Origin of the sequence: Flavobacterium melibiosi, from assembly GCF_048158545.1 — a bacterium.
Classification (GTDB): Bacteria; Bacteroidota; Bacteroidia; order Flavobacteriales; family Flavobacteriaceae; genus Flavobacterium; species Flavobacterium melibiosi.
The window spans coordinates 89421-105831 of record NZ_JBLNKU010000004.1 but is presented as its reverse complement, the minus strand read 5'-3'; the positions used below and the strand labels follow the sequence as shown (position 1 = coordinate 105831).

Here is a 16411-nt window from a genome sequence, read left to right as displayed (position 1 = left end):
TATTATGGCTATCAAAAAAAATAACAATCAGACAAAAAATATTGATAAGGACATCACTTACTACAAAAAGAAATTTTGGAAAATCTTCTTTTATGGAATGGGTGCTGTCGGTTTGTTTTTCTTATTTGCTTCATGGGGACTTTTCGGTTCGATGCCTTCTTTTGAAGATTTAGAAAATCCAGATTCAAACTTAGCTACCGAAATCATATCGGCTGACGGTGTTGTTTTGGGTAAATATTTTGAAAAAAACAGGTCTCAGTTAAAATACTCTGACTTACCAAAAAACTTGGTACAAGCACTAATCGCTACTGAAGATGCTCGTTTTTATGAGCATTCCGGTATTGACGGAAGAGGAACTTTGAGAGCTATTTCCAGCTTAGGAACCAGCGGTGGAGCGAGTACGTTAACACAACAATTAGCCAAACAATTGTTCCACGGAGAAGGGTCTAAATTTCTGCCTTTTAGAATTGTACAAAAAATAAAAGAATGGATTATCGCCATTCGATTAGAAAGACAATACACTAAAAATGAAATCATTGCCATGTATTGTAACGTATATGATTTTGGAAATAATTCTGTTGGAGTAAGTTCTGCAGCAAAAACCTATTTTTCTAAAGAACCGAAAGATTTAACCATCAGTGAATCGGCAATATTAGTGGGAATGTTTAAAAACTCTGGTTTATACAATCCTATCAGAAATCCACAAGGTGTAAAAAACAGAAGAAACGTGGTGCTTTTGCAAATGGAAAAAGGAAAAATCATTTCAAAAGAAGAGAAAGAAAGACTTCAAAGTTTACCGATTAAGTTAAATTTCAAATTAGAAACACACAAAGACGGAACGGCTACGTATTTTAGAGAATACCTGCGTGATTACATGAAAAAATGGGCCGAAGAAAATAAAAAACCGGACGGTTCCGATTATGATATTTACAAAGACGGTCTGAAAATTTACACCACGATTGATTCCAGAATGCAATTGCATGCTGAAGAAGCGGTTACGGCACACATGGCAAACCTTCAAGAAGAGTTTTTTAGTCAATCTAAGGATAATAAAAACGCTCCTTTTGTTAATATTTCTTCTGTAGAAACACAACGAATTCTGAATCAGGCAATGAAATCATCTAGCCGATGGGCTGTGATGAAATCAATGGATAAAAGCGATGAAGAAATTATAAAATCGTTCAGCGAAAAAACAGAAATGACCGTGTTTTCTTGGAAAGGAGAAAAGGACACTATCATGACTCCATTGGATTCTATTCGGTATTACAAACACTTTTTACAATCCGGATTGATGGCAATGGAACCGCAAACTGGCAATATAAAAGCTTGGGTTGGTGGTATCAACTACAAATATTTTCAATACGACCACGTAGGACAAGGTGCCAGACAAGTAGGTTCAACTTTCAAACCGTTTGTTTACGCCACTGCTATAGAGCAATTGAATATGTCCCCGTGTGACTCGATTATTGATGGTCCATTTGTCATTAGAAAAGGACGCCATCATGTTACCGAAGATTGGGAACCTAGAAACTCAGACAATAAATACCGCGGAATGGTTACCTTAAAAAGAGGTTTGGCCAATTCCATAAATACGGTATCCGCAAAATTAATCGATAAAGTTGGTCCGGAAGCAGTAATCGATTTAACCCACAAATTAGGGGTAAAATCCGAAATTGTAAACCAACCTTCCATTGCATTGGGAGCAGTCGAAATTACAGTCGAAGACATGGTTGCCGCGTACAGCACCTTTGCCAATCAAGGGGTTTATATGAAACCTCAATTTATCTCAAAAATTGAAGACAAAAGCGGCGTCATCATCTACGAACCAATCCCAGAATCTCATGATGTTTTAAATAAAGACATTGCTTATGCAGTTATCAAATTACTGGAAGGTGTAACCGAAGGTGGTTCAGGAGATCGTTTGCGCACCACTGGCGGCGGTAACGGTGACAACCGCTGGACAGGCTATCCTTATTCGTTTAAAAATCCTATTGCAGGAAAAACAGGAACTACTCAAAACCAGTCTGATGGTTGGTTTATGGGAATGGTTCCTAATCTTGTAACTGGAGTCTGGGTAGGTTGCGAGGATCGTTCAGCCCGTTTCAAAAGTATCACTTATGGTCAGGGAGCTACAGCAGCATTGCCGGTTTGGGGGTATTTCATGAAGCTGTGTTACGCTGATCCAGCCCTTAAAGTTTCTAAGGAAGGCTTCGAAAGACCTGCAAATCTTTCTATAAAAGTAGACTGTTACGTACCTAGAAAAGTAGTAGACACGACGGCCGTAGAACAAGATACCGAAGAATTTGAATTGTAAAATTTTCTTCTGGAGCTAATCCAGCACTCGAGGCTGAAAGCTGAACAGGCGTAGCAATCCGCTATATCTTTCTGGTCCTTAAAAAAATCAGGACCAGAAAGGATGTCGCTTTTATCTGGGCTAGGGCTTTGGTTCTCAAAATTAAATCCCTGTGGTTCTTATTAGTATAGCAAATTTCATTATTCCTTAAATTAAAATTCGACAAATAGCAACTCATTTTTATGATTAACAAAAAAGTAAACAACGTTCAGGACGCCCTTCAAGGAATTGAAAACGGGATGACCATCATGCTTGGCGGTTTCGGATTATGTGGTATTCCGGAAAATTCCATCGCCGAATTAGTAAAAAAAGAAACTACGGATTTAACTTGTATTTCAAACAACGCCGGTGTAGATGATTTTGGTCTTGGATTGCTTTTGCAAAAGCGTCAAATCAAAAAAATGATTTCTTCGTATGTAGGAGAAAATGCCGAATTTGAGCGCCAAATGCTTTCTGGAGAACTCGAAGTGGATCTTATCCCTCAAGGAACTTTAGCCGAACGTTGTCGTGCGGCACAAGCAGGAATCCCAGCTTTTTTCACACCAGCCGGTTATGGAACTGAAGTAGCTGAAGGGAAGGAAGTTCGCGAATTCAATGGAAAAATGCACGTTATGGAACACGCTTTCAACGCAGATTTTGCCATCGTAAAAGCCTGGAAAGGTGACGAAGCCGGAAACTTAATTTTCAAAGGAACCGCAAGAAACTTCAACCCTTGTATGGCCGGAGCAGCAAAAATCACCATAGCCGAAGTAGAAGAATTATTGCCTGCAGGAAGTTTAGATCCAAACGAAATTCATATTCCGGGAATACTTGTAAATAGAATTTTTCAAGGCGAGAAATATGAAAAAAGAATTGAACAAAGAACGGTTCGTGCAAAAAATTAAACAATTTAGCAATTTTTCAATATAACAATTAATAAAAAATGGATAAAGAGAATATTGTTGTTACTAAATCCATTGATTTTGCATTAGGTATTATAGCTTTTTGTGAAATATTAGAAAATAAACGCAAATTTATTATTGCCAATCAACTATTAAAGTCAGGAACAAGTATAGGCGCTAATATTCATGAAGCACAAAATGCAGAAAGCAGAGCGGATTTTATTCATAAAATTAAAATTGCTGCCAAAGAACTAGAGGAAACAAAATACTGGCTTTTGCTTTGTGAGAAAGCATCCTCATATCCTTTTGATGAGAGCCTAAAAATTCAAATTAATGAATTAGGATTAATAGTTTACAAAATCCTAAGCACTAGTAAAAATAACAAGTAACAATTGTCAAAATTGATATATTGTTACATTCATAAATTGATACATTAAGAAATGGCTTTAGATAAAAATCAAATTGCAAAACGCATTGCAAAAGAATTAAAACACAACTATTACGTGAATCTCGGAATCGGAATTCCAACATTAGTGGCTAATTATATTCCAGAAGGAATTGACGTTGAATTTCAAAGCGAAAATGGAATTCTCGGTATGGGTCCATTCCCTTTTGAAGGCGATGAAGACGCTGATTTAATCAACGCAGGAAAACAAACCATCACTACTTTGCCCGGAGCAAGTTTCTTCGACTCAGCATTCAGTTTTGGAATGATTCGTGGACAACATGTTGACCTAACAATCCTTGGTGCCATGGAAGTTGCCGAAAACGGTGATATTGCCAACTGGAAAATCCCTGGCAAAATGGTCAAAGGAATGGGAGGCGCAATGGATTTAGTGGCTTCTGCCGAAAATATTATTGTAGCCATGATGCACGTTAATAAAGCTGGAGAATCAAAAATACTTAAAAAATGTACGTTACCATTAACGGGGGTAGGTTGCGTTAAAAAAGTGGTTACTGAATTAGCCGTTTTAGAAATAACACCTCAAGGTTTCAAACTATTGGAACGCGCACCGGGTGTAACCGTTGAACATATCATCGCTTCCACTGAAGCAAATTTAATTATTGAAGGTGACGTTCCAGAGATGGAAATTGATTAACACCTACGCTTAAAATACACAAAAACCACAATCCCAAATAGTATTGAGATTGTGGTTTTTTTTATACTTCGATTTGCGTTTCCATCCAGGAATCAAATCGCTTCAAAATTCTTATTTTTAGAAAAACCAAGTCGCCACAAAAATTGCTGTAATCACACAAATCAAATCAACTATAAGCATCGTCCCTAGTGCATAACGCGTGTTTTTAATATTTACAGAACCGAAATAAACGGCTATCACATAAAAAGTACTTTCGGCACTACATTGAAAAATACTACTCAATCTTGCCGTTAAGGAATCGGCCCCAAAAGTATTCATCGAATCAATCAAAAATCCTCTTGATCCGGCAGAACTAAAGGGACGAAGTAAGGCAACTGGTAAGGCATCCGTAATTTGCTTACTTACTCCCATATTAGAAAAAATGAAAGCAATCCAATTGCTTATAATTTCAAATAAACCACTGTTTCTGAATAGAGAAATAGCAACCAGCATGCCCAAAACATAAGGAAAAATAGTCACTCCAGTTTTCACACCATTATTTGCTCCCACTACAAAACTTTCAAAAACCGTAGTAGATGCTTCAGTAAATTTTTTCTCATGAATAAACGAAAAAATCAAGGTAAAAGCAATAATTCCAATTAATATTAAAGCAGAAAGATTAGAGGTAAAATAGTTTTTTCCAATTAAATCCAAATGATTTACATACATCAACAAACCAACAATTCCAGCTATTAATGTCATCAATACAATCACCAAAGAAGCACTTTTGAAATTGATTTTTTGTTTGATTCCAACAATTAAAAAAGCTGCAATAGTACCAATAAAAGACGTGATAATACAAGGTAACATCACATCAGCAGGATTACTTGCGTTTGCCGCAGCACGATAACCTATAATAGACGTAGCGATTAAAGTAAGACCCGATGCATGCAAACACATGAACATAATTTGTGCATCACTCGCCTTGTCTTTATCCGGATTTATTTCTTGTAAACTCTCCATGGCTTTTAGTCCAAAAGGAGTTGCGGCAGAGTCTAATCCTAAGAAATTGGCAGCAAAATTTAAGGTCATATAGGATATCGACGGATGGTTTTTAGGAATACTGGGAAACACTTTTACAAAAACAGGACTCAATGCTTTAGCCAACTTTCCAGAGGCTCCGGAAATGATTAAAAGTTCCATCAATCCACAGAAAAAAGCCAAATAAGCCATCAGCGGAAGGATTAATTCTAGTAAAGTACTTTTACAAGTTGGCAATAAACCATCTGATTTTTGAACACCACTGTAAATTTTTACAGTTTTGTTTTTATAAACATAAGTCGTATCCGCATTTAGCGTATCACGATTGATAATCATGGTTTGCTCTGGTGCTTTTTTTATACTGTCTTTAATAAAAGCAGGGAGTTGTTCCGCAAATTTCTCAGAAACCAGAATTGGATCATCTTTTTTTCCATTCAAAACATAATCAATGGTATAGGTATTGGCAGTAAACAAACTGAAAACAATAAAAATAATTGACGAAATAAAAATGACCAACCAAAATCTACTCAATACCATAATTTATAATTTTTGTAAATGTAATAAATCAATAACAATTTCAATTATCAATTGCAATGACAATAACGGAATGCTTATACATGAATAATCTCCTCCTCAATCAACAATTCTTCTCTACGTAATCTCAAGAAAATTTGCGCCACGGCAATGGTGTCTTTTTCGCAATAGGTTACAATTCGGTCAATGTCTTTATCCACATAAAAAACATGTCCTACTTGGCTACCGTCGATATCGCCTTTTGGAGAAGGAATTCCGAGGACTTTACACATCAATTTTAAAGAAGTAAAATGTTTATAATCGCCAAATTTCCATAATTCCAAGGTATCTAAATGAGGAATTTCCCATGGTTTTTTTCCAAATAAATTCAGCTTGTTAGGAATGGCAATTTGGTTGATAATCATACGTCGGGCAAGGAAAGGAATATCGAATTCCTTGGCATTGTGCCCACACAAAACATGTTGCGGCTGATTGAAATGATTGTTCAGCAAATTATTGAAATCGAGCAATATTTTCTTTTCTTCTCCAAAAAAAGAAGTCACCCTAAAATTCCGAATATCGCCTTTGATGGTAAAATAACCCACCGAAATACAAACAATTTTCCCAAACTCGGCCCAAATTCCCGCACGGTCGTAAAAATCCTCAGGTGTGTATTCATCTTTGCGCTGATACTGGGTTTTATGTTCCCAAAGATCTTTCATTTCGGCGTCCAAAGCATTAAAATCTTCCGCTTCCGGAACGGTTTCTATGTCGAGGAACAGAATGTTATTGAGGTTTATTTTTTCTATCATTTTTTAGATTTTGTTAGACATTTTAGATTATTAACTTATTGACTTGTTTGATCTTTTAAAATCTAACTTGTCTAACCGTCTAAAAATCTAAGAAGTCTATTTTAAAACAAACTTTGTTGTGTCGTTGGGTTTTCATGTTCTAATAACCATTTTTTTCGCCACAAACCGCCTGCATATCCTGTTAATGAACCATCTGTTCCAATGACTCTGTGACACGGAACAACAATCCAAAGCGGGTTTTTCCCGTTGGCAGAAGCGACGGCTCGAATGGCTTTGACATCGCCCAGTTTTTTGGATAAATCCATATAGCTACAGGTTTTTCCAAATGGAATTTCGAGTAATCCTTTCCAGACTTTTTGTTGAAATTCAGTACCTTTTGGATTGAGCGCAAAGTCAAAATGAGTTCGTTTGCCTTCAAAATAATCGTTGAGTTGGGTAACGGCTTCTTGCAAAACTGCTGAAATACTATTTGAAACTACTCCTTCTTCGGCAACTGAAATTACTGAAATCCCACTTTCATCTCCAATAATAGTTGCGATTCCTAAAGGGGTTTTGATGTGAGCTGTTTCCATTTGATAAATATAATTAATTTAACCCCAAAGTTTGGTAAGAAAGTACAAAGTCCACAAAGAAATAAATACTTAAAAACTATTGAAAAACAAAAACCATTCGCTGAGACGAATGGTTTTTGTTTTTTAGCCCCGATAGAAGGGAAAATCCTTTTCTTTTTTTCTTTAAAAAAGAAAAGATTGGAATGATAGCGGGATTAGCTTCTAAATAAAAATTTCTATTTCAAAGTTGAATAAAGATACGCTTCTAATCCTTTTAATTCTTCGTCGGTCATCGTTTTTGTAAGGACGATATTTGGTTTCATCAAGTCATATTGGGCTGGATCTACTATAGGCTCGCTTTCTCCTTTTAGAAAAGTGATGATGTTACCATTTTTCTCTTTGTAAATTTTAGCAATGTCTTGTAAACTTGGACCTATTAGTTTTGTATCTACTTTATGACAAGAAGCACAGGTTCCTTTTCCTTTAAAAAGGGCCTCTCCTAATTGTTCAGGTGTTTGAATTTCTTCTTGCATTCCTTCAGAGACTGTGGCTTCAGATTCAGCTTTTTTTTCTGTTGGTTCTGCTTCTTGCTTCTTACAAGAAAAGGCTAAAAATGCAATTGCAATTATTAATACTTTTTTCATTTTAGTTTTTTTAGTTTTATAGTTTTTTCAAAAATAATTTATTTTTTGGAATTAAAAACAAAAAAAGAATTAAAATTATTAGAATCAAAAAATCTGAATTTTATTTGTTCAAAAGTATGGCTGCTTCTTTAGCAAAATAAGTCGAAATCAAGCTTGCTCCTGCTCTTTTGATGCACATTAATTGCTCCATCATTATTTTATCATGATCCAGCCAACCTTTTTCGGCAGCGGCTTTGATCATCGCATATTCTCCCGAAACGTGATACACTGTTACAGGCACATTTACCGCGTTTTTGACTTCGCGAACGATGTCTAAATACGCAATTCCTGGTTTTACCATGACCATATCGGCGCCTTCTTCTACGTCCCACAATGCTTCCTTGATGGCTTCAATGCGATTCGCATAATCCATTTGGTAGGTTTTCTTGTCTTTTGGAATTTCAGTGGCATCAACAGGAGCGCTGTCTAACGCATCACGGAACGGCCCGTAAAATGCAGAAGCATATTTTGCAGAATAACTCATGATGCCCACGTTATGAAAACCGGCAGTATCCAGACCTTCACGCAAACGCAATACGCGTCCGTCCATCATATCCGATGGCGCTACAAAATCGGCTCCGGCTTGCGCATGAGAAACGGCCATTTTCACTAAAGCATCATTCGTTGAATCGTTTGCTACATCGCCGTTAGCAATAATTCCGTCATGACCATAAATAGAATAGGGGTCCAAAGCTACGTCTGGCATTACAATCATTTCCGGACAAGCCGCTTTAATGGCACGAATGGCATTTTGCATTAATCCGTTTGGGTTCCAAGCTTCCAGTCCTGTATTGTCTTTTAAATTTTCACTGACTTTTACATAAATATTGACCGCACGAATCCCTAAATCGAATAATTCACGGATTTCTTTTACGGTTAAATCAATCGAACGACGAAATATTCCTGGCATGGAAGGAATTTCCACTTGGACATTTTCACCTTCAGCAATAAACATAGGAAACATAAAATCCGACGGACTTAAACTTGTTTCACGAACTAAACTTCTAATCGATTCGTTTGTTCTTAATCTTCTGCCTCTGTGTAATGGGAACATATGATTTATGATTTTAGATTAGCGATTGCTGATTTATGATTTAAAACGAAATGTTGATGACAGAAAATCTGAAATCAAAAATCGTTAATCATCAACCTGCAATCCAATTTTTCGGATTTTCTAATACGTTTACTAATTTTTCTTCTTTGCTACCAGCTTCAGCGTGATGGTCATAAACCCACTGGACATGAGGCGGTAAACTCATCAGGATACTTTCGATTCTTCCGTTGGTTTTTAGTCCAAATAAAGTGCCTTTGTCGTGTACCAAATTAAACTCCACATAACGACCGCGACGGATTTCCTGCCACGTTCTTTGTTCTGGAGTATACGGTAAATCTTTTCTTTTTTCTACAATTGGGACATACGCTTCTAGGAAACTATTGCCCACTTCGGTTACAAAGTTGAACCAATCTTGCATACTCATCTCTGGAGTTGCTTTACAATAATCGAAAAACAATCCGCCAATTCCTCGTGCTTCATTACGATGTGCGTTCCAGAAATAGGCATCACATTGTTTCTTGTATTTTGGATAAAATTCGGGATTATGTTTGTCACAAGCGGTTTTACAGGTTTGATGAAAATGAATTGCATCTTCTTCAAACAGATAATATGGTGTTAAATCTTGTCCGCCACCAAACCATTGCTGGATTACATTTCCGTTGTCATCGTACATTTCGAAATAACGCCAATTGGCATGAACCGTAGGGACCATTGGGTTTTTTGGGTGCAAAACTAAACTCAATCCGCAGGCAAAAAAATCAGCTTCCCCTACATTGAACATTTTTTGCATGGCTTCCGGTAATTTCCCGTGAACTGCTGAAATATTGACACCGCCTTTTTCGAAAACTTTTCCGTTTTCAATCACGCGGGTTCTTCCGCCGCCACCTTCCGGACGTTCCCAAAGGTCTTCTCGAAATTTGGCTTGACCTTCAACTGTTTCCAATCCTTTACAGATTTGATCTTGAAGGTTTTGTATGTAGGAATAGAATTGTTCTTTCATTTTTGAAAACAATATAAAAGTGTTTAAAAGTGTTTAAAAGTGTTTAAAAGTGTTTAAAAAGTATTTAAATAATTTCCCAAAAATACCCTGGCGTGTTGACAATCTTACCTTCCATTCTTAATGCAGAAAGATAATTAGTAACCTTGTTTTTTTTCTTTTCTTCCGAGAGAGCAGTTGATAATTTAGGAATAATTAAGTTATCAATTTTATTACGTTTCGTTTTTCCCCATTTTTTAAGACATTCAAGTATCATATCTTTAAAATGAGAATCGTCAAAACTACGATTAGCTAAATATTCAGCTTGTAAATTTTCATCATTTGTAGACTCAATAATTTGATATGATAAGTAAAAATTAAGTCTACCCCCTTCAATATACTTTAATTTTTTTAGATGTTTAAATTCATTTTCTGAAATTTCTTTGTGTTTTTGAACTTTGTCCAACAAAATGATTTCGTCTAAGCCTAAGTTTGAATTTTTGATAATAATTTTAGCAAAGTTTTCATCTAAAATTTTACCCGTTATCGTTACCTTAACTTTATTATCTTCAAAATTATAATTTGGCAAAGGAAAAAATCTTTGTTTTTGGAAGTTAAATATTTTTCGAATTCCTCCTCCTTGGGTTTCAATCATATCCAAATTTTTCATTGCTTCAACTAAAAAGGGATTTCTATACACTTCTTCCGGCGTATCATTCAAAACCACATCCTCAACTGACTTTGGTAAAAATGAGCCATAATTAGAAAACACTAAATGATCATCTTCAAATTCGACAACGTTAATTCTTGCCCCTTTAGAATAATCCTGATGCGCAATAGCATTATTTAAAGATTCTCTTATAATAAATGGCTCGTATCGCAATACTTCATCTGGAAATAACGTCCCATCTCGTAAATAGCGGTATTTTAAATTTCTAATTTTTTTATAAACTTCATCAACTGATAATATGAATGGAATAGAAAATATTTCAAAATCTTTATCTTGATTATCAATCGTTTTTAGATTCCACCTAATTTTTACGGAAGAACCTAAATAATGTTCTGATTCATCTTTTCCTAAAAGAATTAGAGCCGTTCTAGTTATCTTTCCTTTAATGGTAAGTTTTGCTTTATTTAAAAAATCTAAATCATTCCAATTGTCAACTTCATCTGAATATTTAGGGTTTCTTTTTTTAAATTCAACTCTGGCTTTTTTTATAGCCTCTGAATCTAAATCTTCCAAAGTTGCTTCTGGAATAGTTACTTTAGACCAATCTTTGTTAACCTGAACTTGCTCAAGAATTGCATCCAATCTTGCTTTGGTCATTTCGACCAAATTATCATCAATACGTTGCCAAGTTTTTTTATTAGCATAAACCGGTAACCTGAACTGATGTTTTGGAATATGGAAAATCCAAACCACTTTATTGGTGTCAGATGTAATGAATTCTTGAACGCTAAATGCTTCTACGTTTAGATTAGTAATATTTCCATTAATTCTAAATCTAATATTTTCAATTGTATAACCGGCAAAATCTTGAATTCCTACAATATTCAAGGTTTTGTCTTGAATTCCAATTATCAAATTTCCACCTTGCATATTGGATATGGCAGAAATATAGGAGATTATATCACTACCAGCAGCTCCTGAAACAGAATTCTTTAAAGACTTAAATTCTTTCCACTCGCATTTTTCATTTTCGATTGGATAGTTTGTCTTTAAATAATCATGTAATTCTTTTTCAGTCATTGTTTTGTGCATTTGTTAATTACAAATATAGAGAAGCAAATCTAGTTTTCAATTCAAGCAAATAATCGATTTCATCAACGTTTTTATAAATTTGCTTTTGCAGCAGCTATTTTACTATTGATTCCAAACGAAAACATTCTGCTTTCGTGCTGAATATAATTGTAAATGGCAATTGCTTTTTCAGAAAAATCAAACGGATTGCCTTTCGAAGCAATCACTAAAAAATCGGCAAATTGCTCCAGCTGATTCCAGTCCAAATGACAACGTAACAACTGTGTAATTAAATCCTTTTCATTACAATCAATCAGACTTTGAATGTTTAATCCAAAGTCTTTCAATTGATCTTCTATGTTTGTTTTATCTTCTAAATTCCAAAACTTAGGCACAAAAACTATGGAAAGCAACGTCTTTAGTACATTGTCTATTCGGATACTTTCCTGGTCTCGTAATCCTTTGTTTAGCATTGTTTAATTATTTATTATTCAACGGATTAAAATCCGTTGCTACAAGACACGCCGTTCCTATGGAACTTTTACGTACTTCTGAGAGCCATCGGCTCGGTACATTTTGCAAGGCTGGACTTTAGTCCAGTTTTCTGAACAATGTTTACTATTGATTGTATTCCTTCACCGCATCAATGAACGCTTTCGCATGATCCACAGGAATATTTGGTAAAATACCGTGACCTAAATTCACGATGTATTTGTCTTTTCCGAATTCGTCAATCATTTCATGAACCATTTTTTTGATGGTTGGAATCGGTGATAACAATCTTGACGGATCAAAATTTCCTTGTAACGTGATGTTTCCACCTGACAAGTATCTTGCATTTCTTGGAGAACAAGTCCAATCAACTCCTAACGCAGACGCTCTACTTTTCCCCATTTCGCCAAGCGCAAACCAACATCCTTTTCCGAAAACAATTACCGGTGCATCATCAGCTAAAGCTTCAATGATTTGGTTGATGTATTTCCATGAAAATTCCTGATAATCCACTGGAGATAACATTCCACCCCAAGAGTCAAAAATTTGCACGGCATTTACTCCTGCTTTTACTTTTTCTTTTAGGTATAAAATAGTGGTGTCCGTGATTTTTTGCAATAAAACATGCGCAGCTTCTGGGTGTTGGAAACAAAATCCTTTGGCCATATCAAAACTTTTAGAACCTTTCCCTTCCACGGCATAACACATAATTGTCCAAGGAGAACCTGCGAAACCAATTAATGGCACCTCATCATTCAACATTTCTTTGGTCAATTTGATAGCGTCAAAAACGTATCCTAATGTTTCATTTACATCTGGAACGATTACTTTTTCTACATCTTGAATCGTACGAATAGGATTTGGTAAAAACGGACCAAAATTTTCTTTCATCAACACTTCAATTCCCATGGCCTGTGGAATTACCAAAATATCCGAAAATAAAATCGCAGCATCCGGGGCAATTCTTCGTATTGGTTGTACGGTGATTTCAGCAGCTAATTCCGGAGTTTGACAACGGGTGAAGAAATCATATTTATCACGCAAAGCAATAAATTCAGGTAAATATCTTCCCGCTTGACGCATCATCCAAACTGGTGGACGTTGTACTGTTTCTCCTTTTAGTACTCTTAAAAATAGGTCGTTCTTAATCATGTATTTAAATTTTAGCAGATTGCTAGATGCTTTCCGTTTTATAATATTCAATAACTTCCGAAATTACCTCTTCGATAGTTGGTGTTTCGGCAATTACTATGTTTTTAATTTTCTTTGTTTCTAATGCTGATGCTGTAGTAGTGCCTACGCAAAAACAAACTTCATTCTTGATTTTATTATTTGTCAAATAACTTTCAACGGCAGATGGGCTAAAAAACAGAATTCCGTCAAAATTTTCTTGGTCTGATATTTTAAAAGGCGCAAGTGTTGTTTGATAAACTTCGATTTCATTAAAAGTTATTCCTGCGCTTTTTAATGCTTCAGGCAAAGTTTCTTTACGCAAATTTCCGCTTAAAAAAGTATAGCTTTCTTTATTGTAAATTAAAGTGATTATTTCGGCTAATTCAGATGCGTAATCCAAATAAACATCCACTGTAAAGCCATGCGATTCAAGTAATTCCTTGGTTTTAATACCTACACAAAAAACAGGTTTAGTCTTTAAAACTTCCCAACCGTTTTGTTCTATCAAACTTAAAACAGCATTTTGGCTACTAAAAATTAAGTTGTTGTTGATTGTATTCAGTTCAAAAAGGTTGTTTTTAATTTCGATGAAATCTTGTTCTAAAAGATCAAAATTAGCGTCAAGAAATACTTGCCTTTGTTCTGCCGACAATGTTTTGGTGGATAAAATGCTTGTTTGGCTCATTATTTCTTCAAATTAATTTTAATTTCTGTCATCAATTCTGCTCCGCCATTTTCTAAAATTTCTTTTGCGCAATAAAAGCCTAATTTTTTCCATTCTTGCATCGGAACAGTTTTTTCGATCTCTATTTTTTGCTTACCATCGATAGAAAACAAAACGCCTTTAAACAAAATATCATCTTCTACAAAAACTGCTAAAGCGCCAATTGGTGCCGTACAACCGCCTTCGAGTGTTTTTAAAAACTGTCTTTCGATATGTGTACATACTTCAGTATCAATATCATTCAATTCAGAAACGGCTTCTCTGCAAAAATCATCATTTGCCATAGCCACAATTACCATTGCGCCTTGAGCCGGTGCCGGAATCATCCAATCCAAATCAATATAATTGGAAGGTTTCAAGTTGATTCTTTCCAGTCCTGCTGCCGCAAAAACAGCTCCGTTCCAATCGCTGTCCTGCAATTTTTGCATTCTGGTGTTTACGTTTCCACGTAAATCAACTACTTTATGATTGGGATATTTATTGAGCCATTGTGCCTGACGACGCAAACTTCCTGTGGCAATTGTACCTTCGCCATTAAGAAAATCAAGGTCTCCTTTGTGCACTAAAATATCCAACGTATTCGCTCTTTCCAGAACGGCAGCCTGCACAATTCCTATTGGCAAAGCCGTAGGAACATCTTTCATGGAATGCACCGCAATATCAACATCGCCATTTATCATAGCGATATCCAATGTTTTAGTAAAAATTCCTGTGATTCCTAATTCGTAAAGTGGTTTGTCAAGGATAATGTCTCCTTGTGATTTTACCGCTAAAATTTCGGTTTTATACCCTAAATCATTTAGCTTTTTTTCAACGGCGTGGGCTTGCCAAAGCGCGAGTTCGCTGTCGCGGGTTCCTATGCGTATAATTTTGCTCATTATTTTGTAGTCGCTCCTATTTTGAAAACTTTCTCAATCCATTCAATACTTTCATCTACCATCGTATCATCATCTTTCAAATGATTAGCGAAATGAGTCGTTATTTTTTGGATAATTCTGTTGCTGATTATTTCGGCTTGCTCTTCATTGAAATTTGAAATTTTCTTGCTTTGAAAATCCAATTCAGATGTTTTTATCGCATTCAATTTTGCTTTCAAAGCATTGATTGTCGGTGCAAATTTTCTGCCTTTGGTCCATGTAATAAATTCTTCTTTGATTTCTTCGATGATGGCTTCAGCAGCAGGAATGTGTTTTTTTCTGTTTTCTAAAGTTTCGTCTGTAAGTTGTGACAAATAATCCATGTGAATCAGCGTAACGCCTTCTATTTCTTCCACATTTTCATTAACATTTTTCGGAATCGATAAATCCAAAATCAACATTGGTTTTTTCAAATTCAGAATCGCTTTGTCAATCGTTGGATTTTGTGCGCCGGTTGCTACCACAACAACATCTGCTTTTTGTAGCTCCAAATGCAGTTCAGAATAATCTTTTACGATCAGGTTCAATTTCCCGGCTAATTTCTCTGCTTTCTCTTTGGTTCTATTAATTAGGGTAATGTGTTCGTTTTTAGTATGTTTTACTAAATTTTCACACGTATTTCTACCAATTTTACCAGTACCAAACAATAGAATGTTTTTGTTTCCAATGTCTTCTACATTCTTAAAAATATATTGAACCGCAGCAAAAGAAACCGAGGTAGCGCCTGAGCTAATCTCTGTATCGGTTTTTATTTTTTTACTGGCTTGTATAACCGCATTCACCAATCTTTCCATAAAAGCATTGGCTAAACCCAATGATTTTGATTGTGAAAAAGAATTTCTTATCTGTGCGATAATTTCGAAATCACCCAGAATCTGACTATCTAAACCAGTTCCTACACGAAACAAGTGACTTATCGCTTCCTGATTTTTATAGACAAAACCTACCTTTTGAAATGATTCAACAGAGCCTTGACTATTCTCACAAATTAATTTGATTAATTGAAACGGATGTTCCGCGTAACCGTAAATTTCAGTACGGTTGCAGGTAGAAGTGACTATTAAACTCTCTATTCCTTCATTCTTAGCTTGTTCCAGCAAACGCGTTTTTGCAGCAGCGTCTAAACTAAACTTACCTCTAATCTCAGCATCTGCTTTTTTATAGCTTAATCCAACTGCGTAAAAATAGTGATGCTTTGATGTGTTATTGTTTTCCATATTTGCACTTTTCAAGAAAGTGAAACAAAATTAGAACTATAGTATTTATAAAAGTAACGCTAGAAGTACTTTTTGTATCGCTATGTGTTTTTTTAGTTTTAAATCGTTGTTTTATTATAAAAACCCTTATTTTTGTAGCAGAAACGGGTGCTTTTAATTACTCTATTTAGAGTGTTTCTAAATAAAACAACCTGATAATTATCA

Annotated in this window: 16 protein-coding genes; 4 read left to right on the top strand and 12 right to left on the bottom strand. The window is 35.4% G+C overall.

Annotated features, from left to right (window positions below; genetic code table 11):
• The first annotated feature begins 4 nt into the window (after positions 1–4).
• The 4 genes from ACM55F_RS06255 (at position 5) to ACM55F_RS06240 (ending at position 4334) form a co-directional block, all read left to right on the top strand.
• On the top strand, positions 5–2314 hold the full coding sequence (locus ACM55F_RS06255) for a penicillin-binding protein 1A (protein ID WP_416852906.1): 2310 nt from the start codon (positions 5–7) through the stop codon (positions 2312–2314).
• A 221-nt stretch (positions 2315–2535) separates the two neighbouring features.
• Entirely contained in the window at positions 2536–3237 is a 702-nt protein-coding gene (locus tag ACM55F_RS06250) for a CoA transferase subunit A (protein ID WP_416852905.1), read from the top strand.
• Positions 3238–3275: 38 nt separating this feature from the next.
• Positions 3276–3623 (top strand): four helix bundle protein, encoded by a 348-nt coding sequence (locus ACM55F_RS06245; RefSeq protein ID WP_196848721.1) that lies wholly within the window; start codon positions 3276–3278, stop codon positions 3621–3623.
• Positions 3624–3674: 51 nt separating this feature from the next.
• Positions 3675–4334 carry a CoA transferase subunit B gene (locus ACM55F_RS06240; RefSeq protein WP_416852903.1) on the top strand — a complete coding sequence of 220 codons (660 nt, stop codon included), beginning with the start codon at positions 3675–3677 and terminating at the stop codon, positions 4332–4334.
• Positions 4335–4451: 117 nt separating this feature from the next.
• Here the strand turns inward: ACM55F_RS06240 and ACM55F_RS06235 are convergent, their stop codons facing one another.
• The 12 genes from ACM55F_RS06235 to hemA all read right to left on the bottom strand — a co-directional run bounded on the left by ACM55F_RS06235 (position 4452) and on the right by hemA (position 16207).
• Positions 4452–5891, bottom strand: coding sequence for a nucleoside recognition domain-containing protein (locus ACM55F_RS06235; RefSeq protein WP_416852902.1), 1440 nt, complete (start codon positions 5889–5891; stop codon positions 4452–4454).
• A 74-nt stretch (positions 5892–5965) separates the two neighbouring features.
• Complete coding sequence (locus ACM55F_RS06230; protein ID WP_416852901.1) at positions 5966–6679, bottom strand: 3'-5' exonuclease; 714 nt, start codon at positions 6677–6679, stop codon at positions 5966–5968.
• A gap of 101 nt (positions 6680–6780) precedes the next feature.
• Positions 6781–7251 carry a methylated-DNA--[protein]-cysteine S-methyltransferase gene (locus ACM55F_RS06225; protein WP_416852900.1) on the bottom strand — a complete coding sequence of 157 codons (471 nt, stop codon included), beginning with the start codon at positions 7249–7251 and terminating at the stop codon, positions 6781–6783.
• 215 nt (positions 7252–7466) lie between these two features.
• On the bottom strand, positions 7467–7874 hold the full coding sequence (locus tag ACM55F_RS06220; protein ID WP_416852899.1) for a c-type cytochrome: 408 nt from the start codon (positions 7872–7874) through the stop codon (positions 7467–7469).
• Positions 7875–7974: 100 nt separating this feature from the next.
• Positions 7975–8967 (bottom strand): porphobilinogen synthase, encoded by a 993-nt coding sequence (gene hemB, locus ACM55F_RS06215; RefSeq protein WP_416852898.1) that lies wholly within the window; start codon positions 8965–8967, stop codon positions 7975–7977.
• Between the two features lie 91 nt (positions 8968–9058).
• Positions 9059–9967, bottom strand: coding sequence for an oxygen-dependent coproporphyrinogen oxidase (hemF, locus tag ACM55F_RS06210; protein WP_416852897.1), 909 nt, complete (start codon positions 9965–9967; stop codon positions 9059–9061).
• A 64-nt stretch (positions 9968–10031) separates the two neighbouring features.
• On the bottom strand, positions 10032–11693 hold the full coding sequence (locus ACM55F_RS06205; protein ID WP_416852896.1) for an RNA-binding domain-containing protein: 1662 nt from the start codon (positions 11691–11693) through the stop codon (positions 10032–10034).
• Between the two features lie 83 nt (positions 11694–11776).
• The gene (locus ACM55F_RS06200; RefSeq protein ID WP_416852895.1) at positions 11777–12157 is read right to left on the bottom strand and encodes a hypothetical protein; all 381 of its coding nucleotides are present in this window, start codon (positions 12155–12157) and stop codon (positions 11777–11779) included.
• A 145-nt stretch (positions 12158–12302) separates the two neighbouring features.
• Complete coding sequence (gene hemE, locus ACM55F_RS06195; RefSeq protein ID WP_416852894.1) at positions 12303–13328, bottom strand: uroporphyrinogen decarboxylase; 1026 nt, start codon at positions 13326–13328, stop codon at positions 12303–12305.
• 22 nt (positions 13329–13350) lie between these two features.
• The gene (locus ACM55F_RS06190; RefSeq protein WP_416852893.1) at positions 13351–14034 is read right to left on the bottom strand and encodes a uroporphyrinogen-III synthase; all 684 of its coding nucleotides are present in this window, start codon (positions 14032–14034) and stop codon (positions 13351–13353) included.
• Positions 14034–14951: a hydroxymethylbilane synthase gene (hemC, locus tag ACM55F_RS06185; RefSeq protein ID WP_416852892.1), complete on the bottom strand. Its 918-nt coding sequence runs from the start codon at positions 14949–14951 to the stop codon at positions 14034–14036. The genes ACM55F_RS06190 and hemC overlap by 1 nt, the downstream gene beginning before the upstream one ends.
• Positions 14951–16207, bottom strand: coding sequence for a glutamyl-tRNA reductase (gene hemA, locus ACM55F_RS06180; RefSeq protein WP_416852891.1), 1257 nt, complete (start codon positions 16205–16207; stop codon positions 14951–14953). The genes hemC and hemA overlap by 1 nt, the downstream gene beginning before the upstream one ends.
• Positions 16208–16411 lie beyond the last annotated feature (204 nt).

Coding starts and splice junctions, on each gene's coding strand:
- ACM55F_RS06255 (WP_416852906.1), top strand. CDS start 5: ATGGCTATCAAAAAAAATAACAATCAGACAAAAAATATTGATAAGGAC.
- ACM55F_RS06250 (WP_416852905.1), top strand. CDS start 2,536: ATGATTAACAAAAAAGTAAACAACGTTCAGGACGCCCTTCAAGGAATT.
- ACM55F_RS06245 (WP_196848721.1), top strand. CDS start 3,276: ATGGATAAAGAGAATATTGTTGTTACTAAATCCATTGATTTTGCATTA.
- ACM55F_RS06240 (WP_416852903.1), top strand. CDS start 3,675: ATGGCTTTAGATAAAAATCAAATTGCAAAACGCATTGCAAAAGAATTA.
- ACM55F_RS06235 (WP_416852902.1), bottom strand. CDS start 5,891: ATGGTATTGAGTAGATTTTGGTTGGTCATTTTTATTTCGTCAATTATT.
- ACM55F_RS06230 (WP_416852901.1), bottom strand. CDS start 6,679: ATGATAGAAAAAATAAACCTCAATAACATTCTGTTCCTCGACATAGAA.
- ACM55F_RS06225 (WP_416852900.1), bottom strand. CDS start 7,251: ATGGAAACAGCTCACATCAAAACCCCTTTAGGAATCGCAACTATTATT.
- ACM55F_RS06220 (WP_416852899.1), bottom strand. CDS start 7,874: ATGAAAAAAGTATTAATAATTGCAATTGCATTTTTAGCCTTTTCTTGT.
- hemB (WP_416852898.1), bottom strand. CDS start 8,967: ATGTTCCCATTACACAGAGGCAGAAGATTAAGAACAAACGAATCGATT.
- hemF (WP_416852897.1), bottom strand. CDS start 9,967: ATGAAAGAACAATTCTATTCCTACATACAAAACCTTCAAGATCAAATC.
- ACM55F_RS06205 (WP_416852896.1), bottom strand. CDS start 11,693: ATGACTGAAAAAGAATTACATGATTATTTAAAGACAAACTATCCAATC.
- ACM55F_RS06200 (WP_416852895.1), bottom strand. CDS start 12,157: ATGCTAAACAAAGGATTACGAGACCAGGAAAGTATCCGAATAGACAAT.
- hemE (WP_416852894.1), bottom strand. CDS start 13,328: ATGATTAAGAACGACCTATTTTTAAGAGTACTAAAAGGAGAAACAGTA.
- ACM55F_RS06190 (WP_416852893.1), bottom strand. CDS start 14,034: ATGAGCCAAACAAGCATTTTATCCACCAAAACATTGTCGGCAGAACAA.
- hemC (WP_416852892.1), bottom strand. CDS start 14,951: ATGAGCAAAATTATACGCATAGGAACCCGCGACAGCGAACTCGCGCTT.
- hemA (WP_416852891.1), bottom strand. CDS start 16,207: ATGGAAAACAATAACACATCAAAGCATCACTATTTTTACGCAGTTGGA.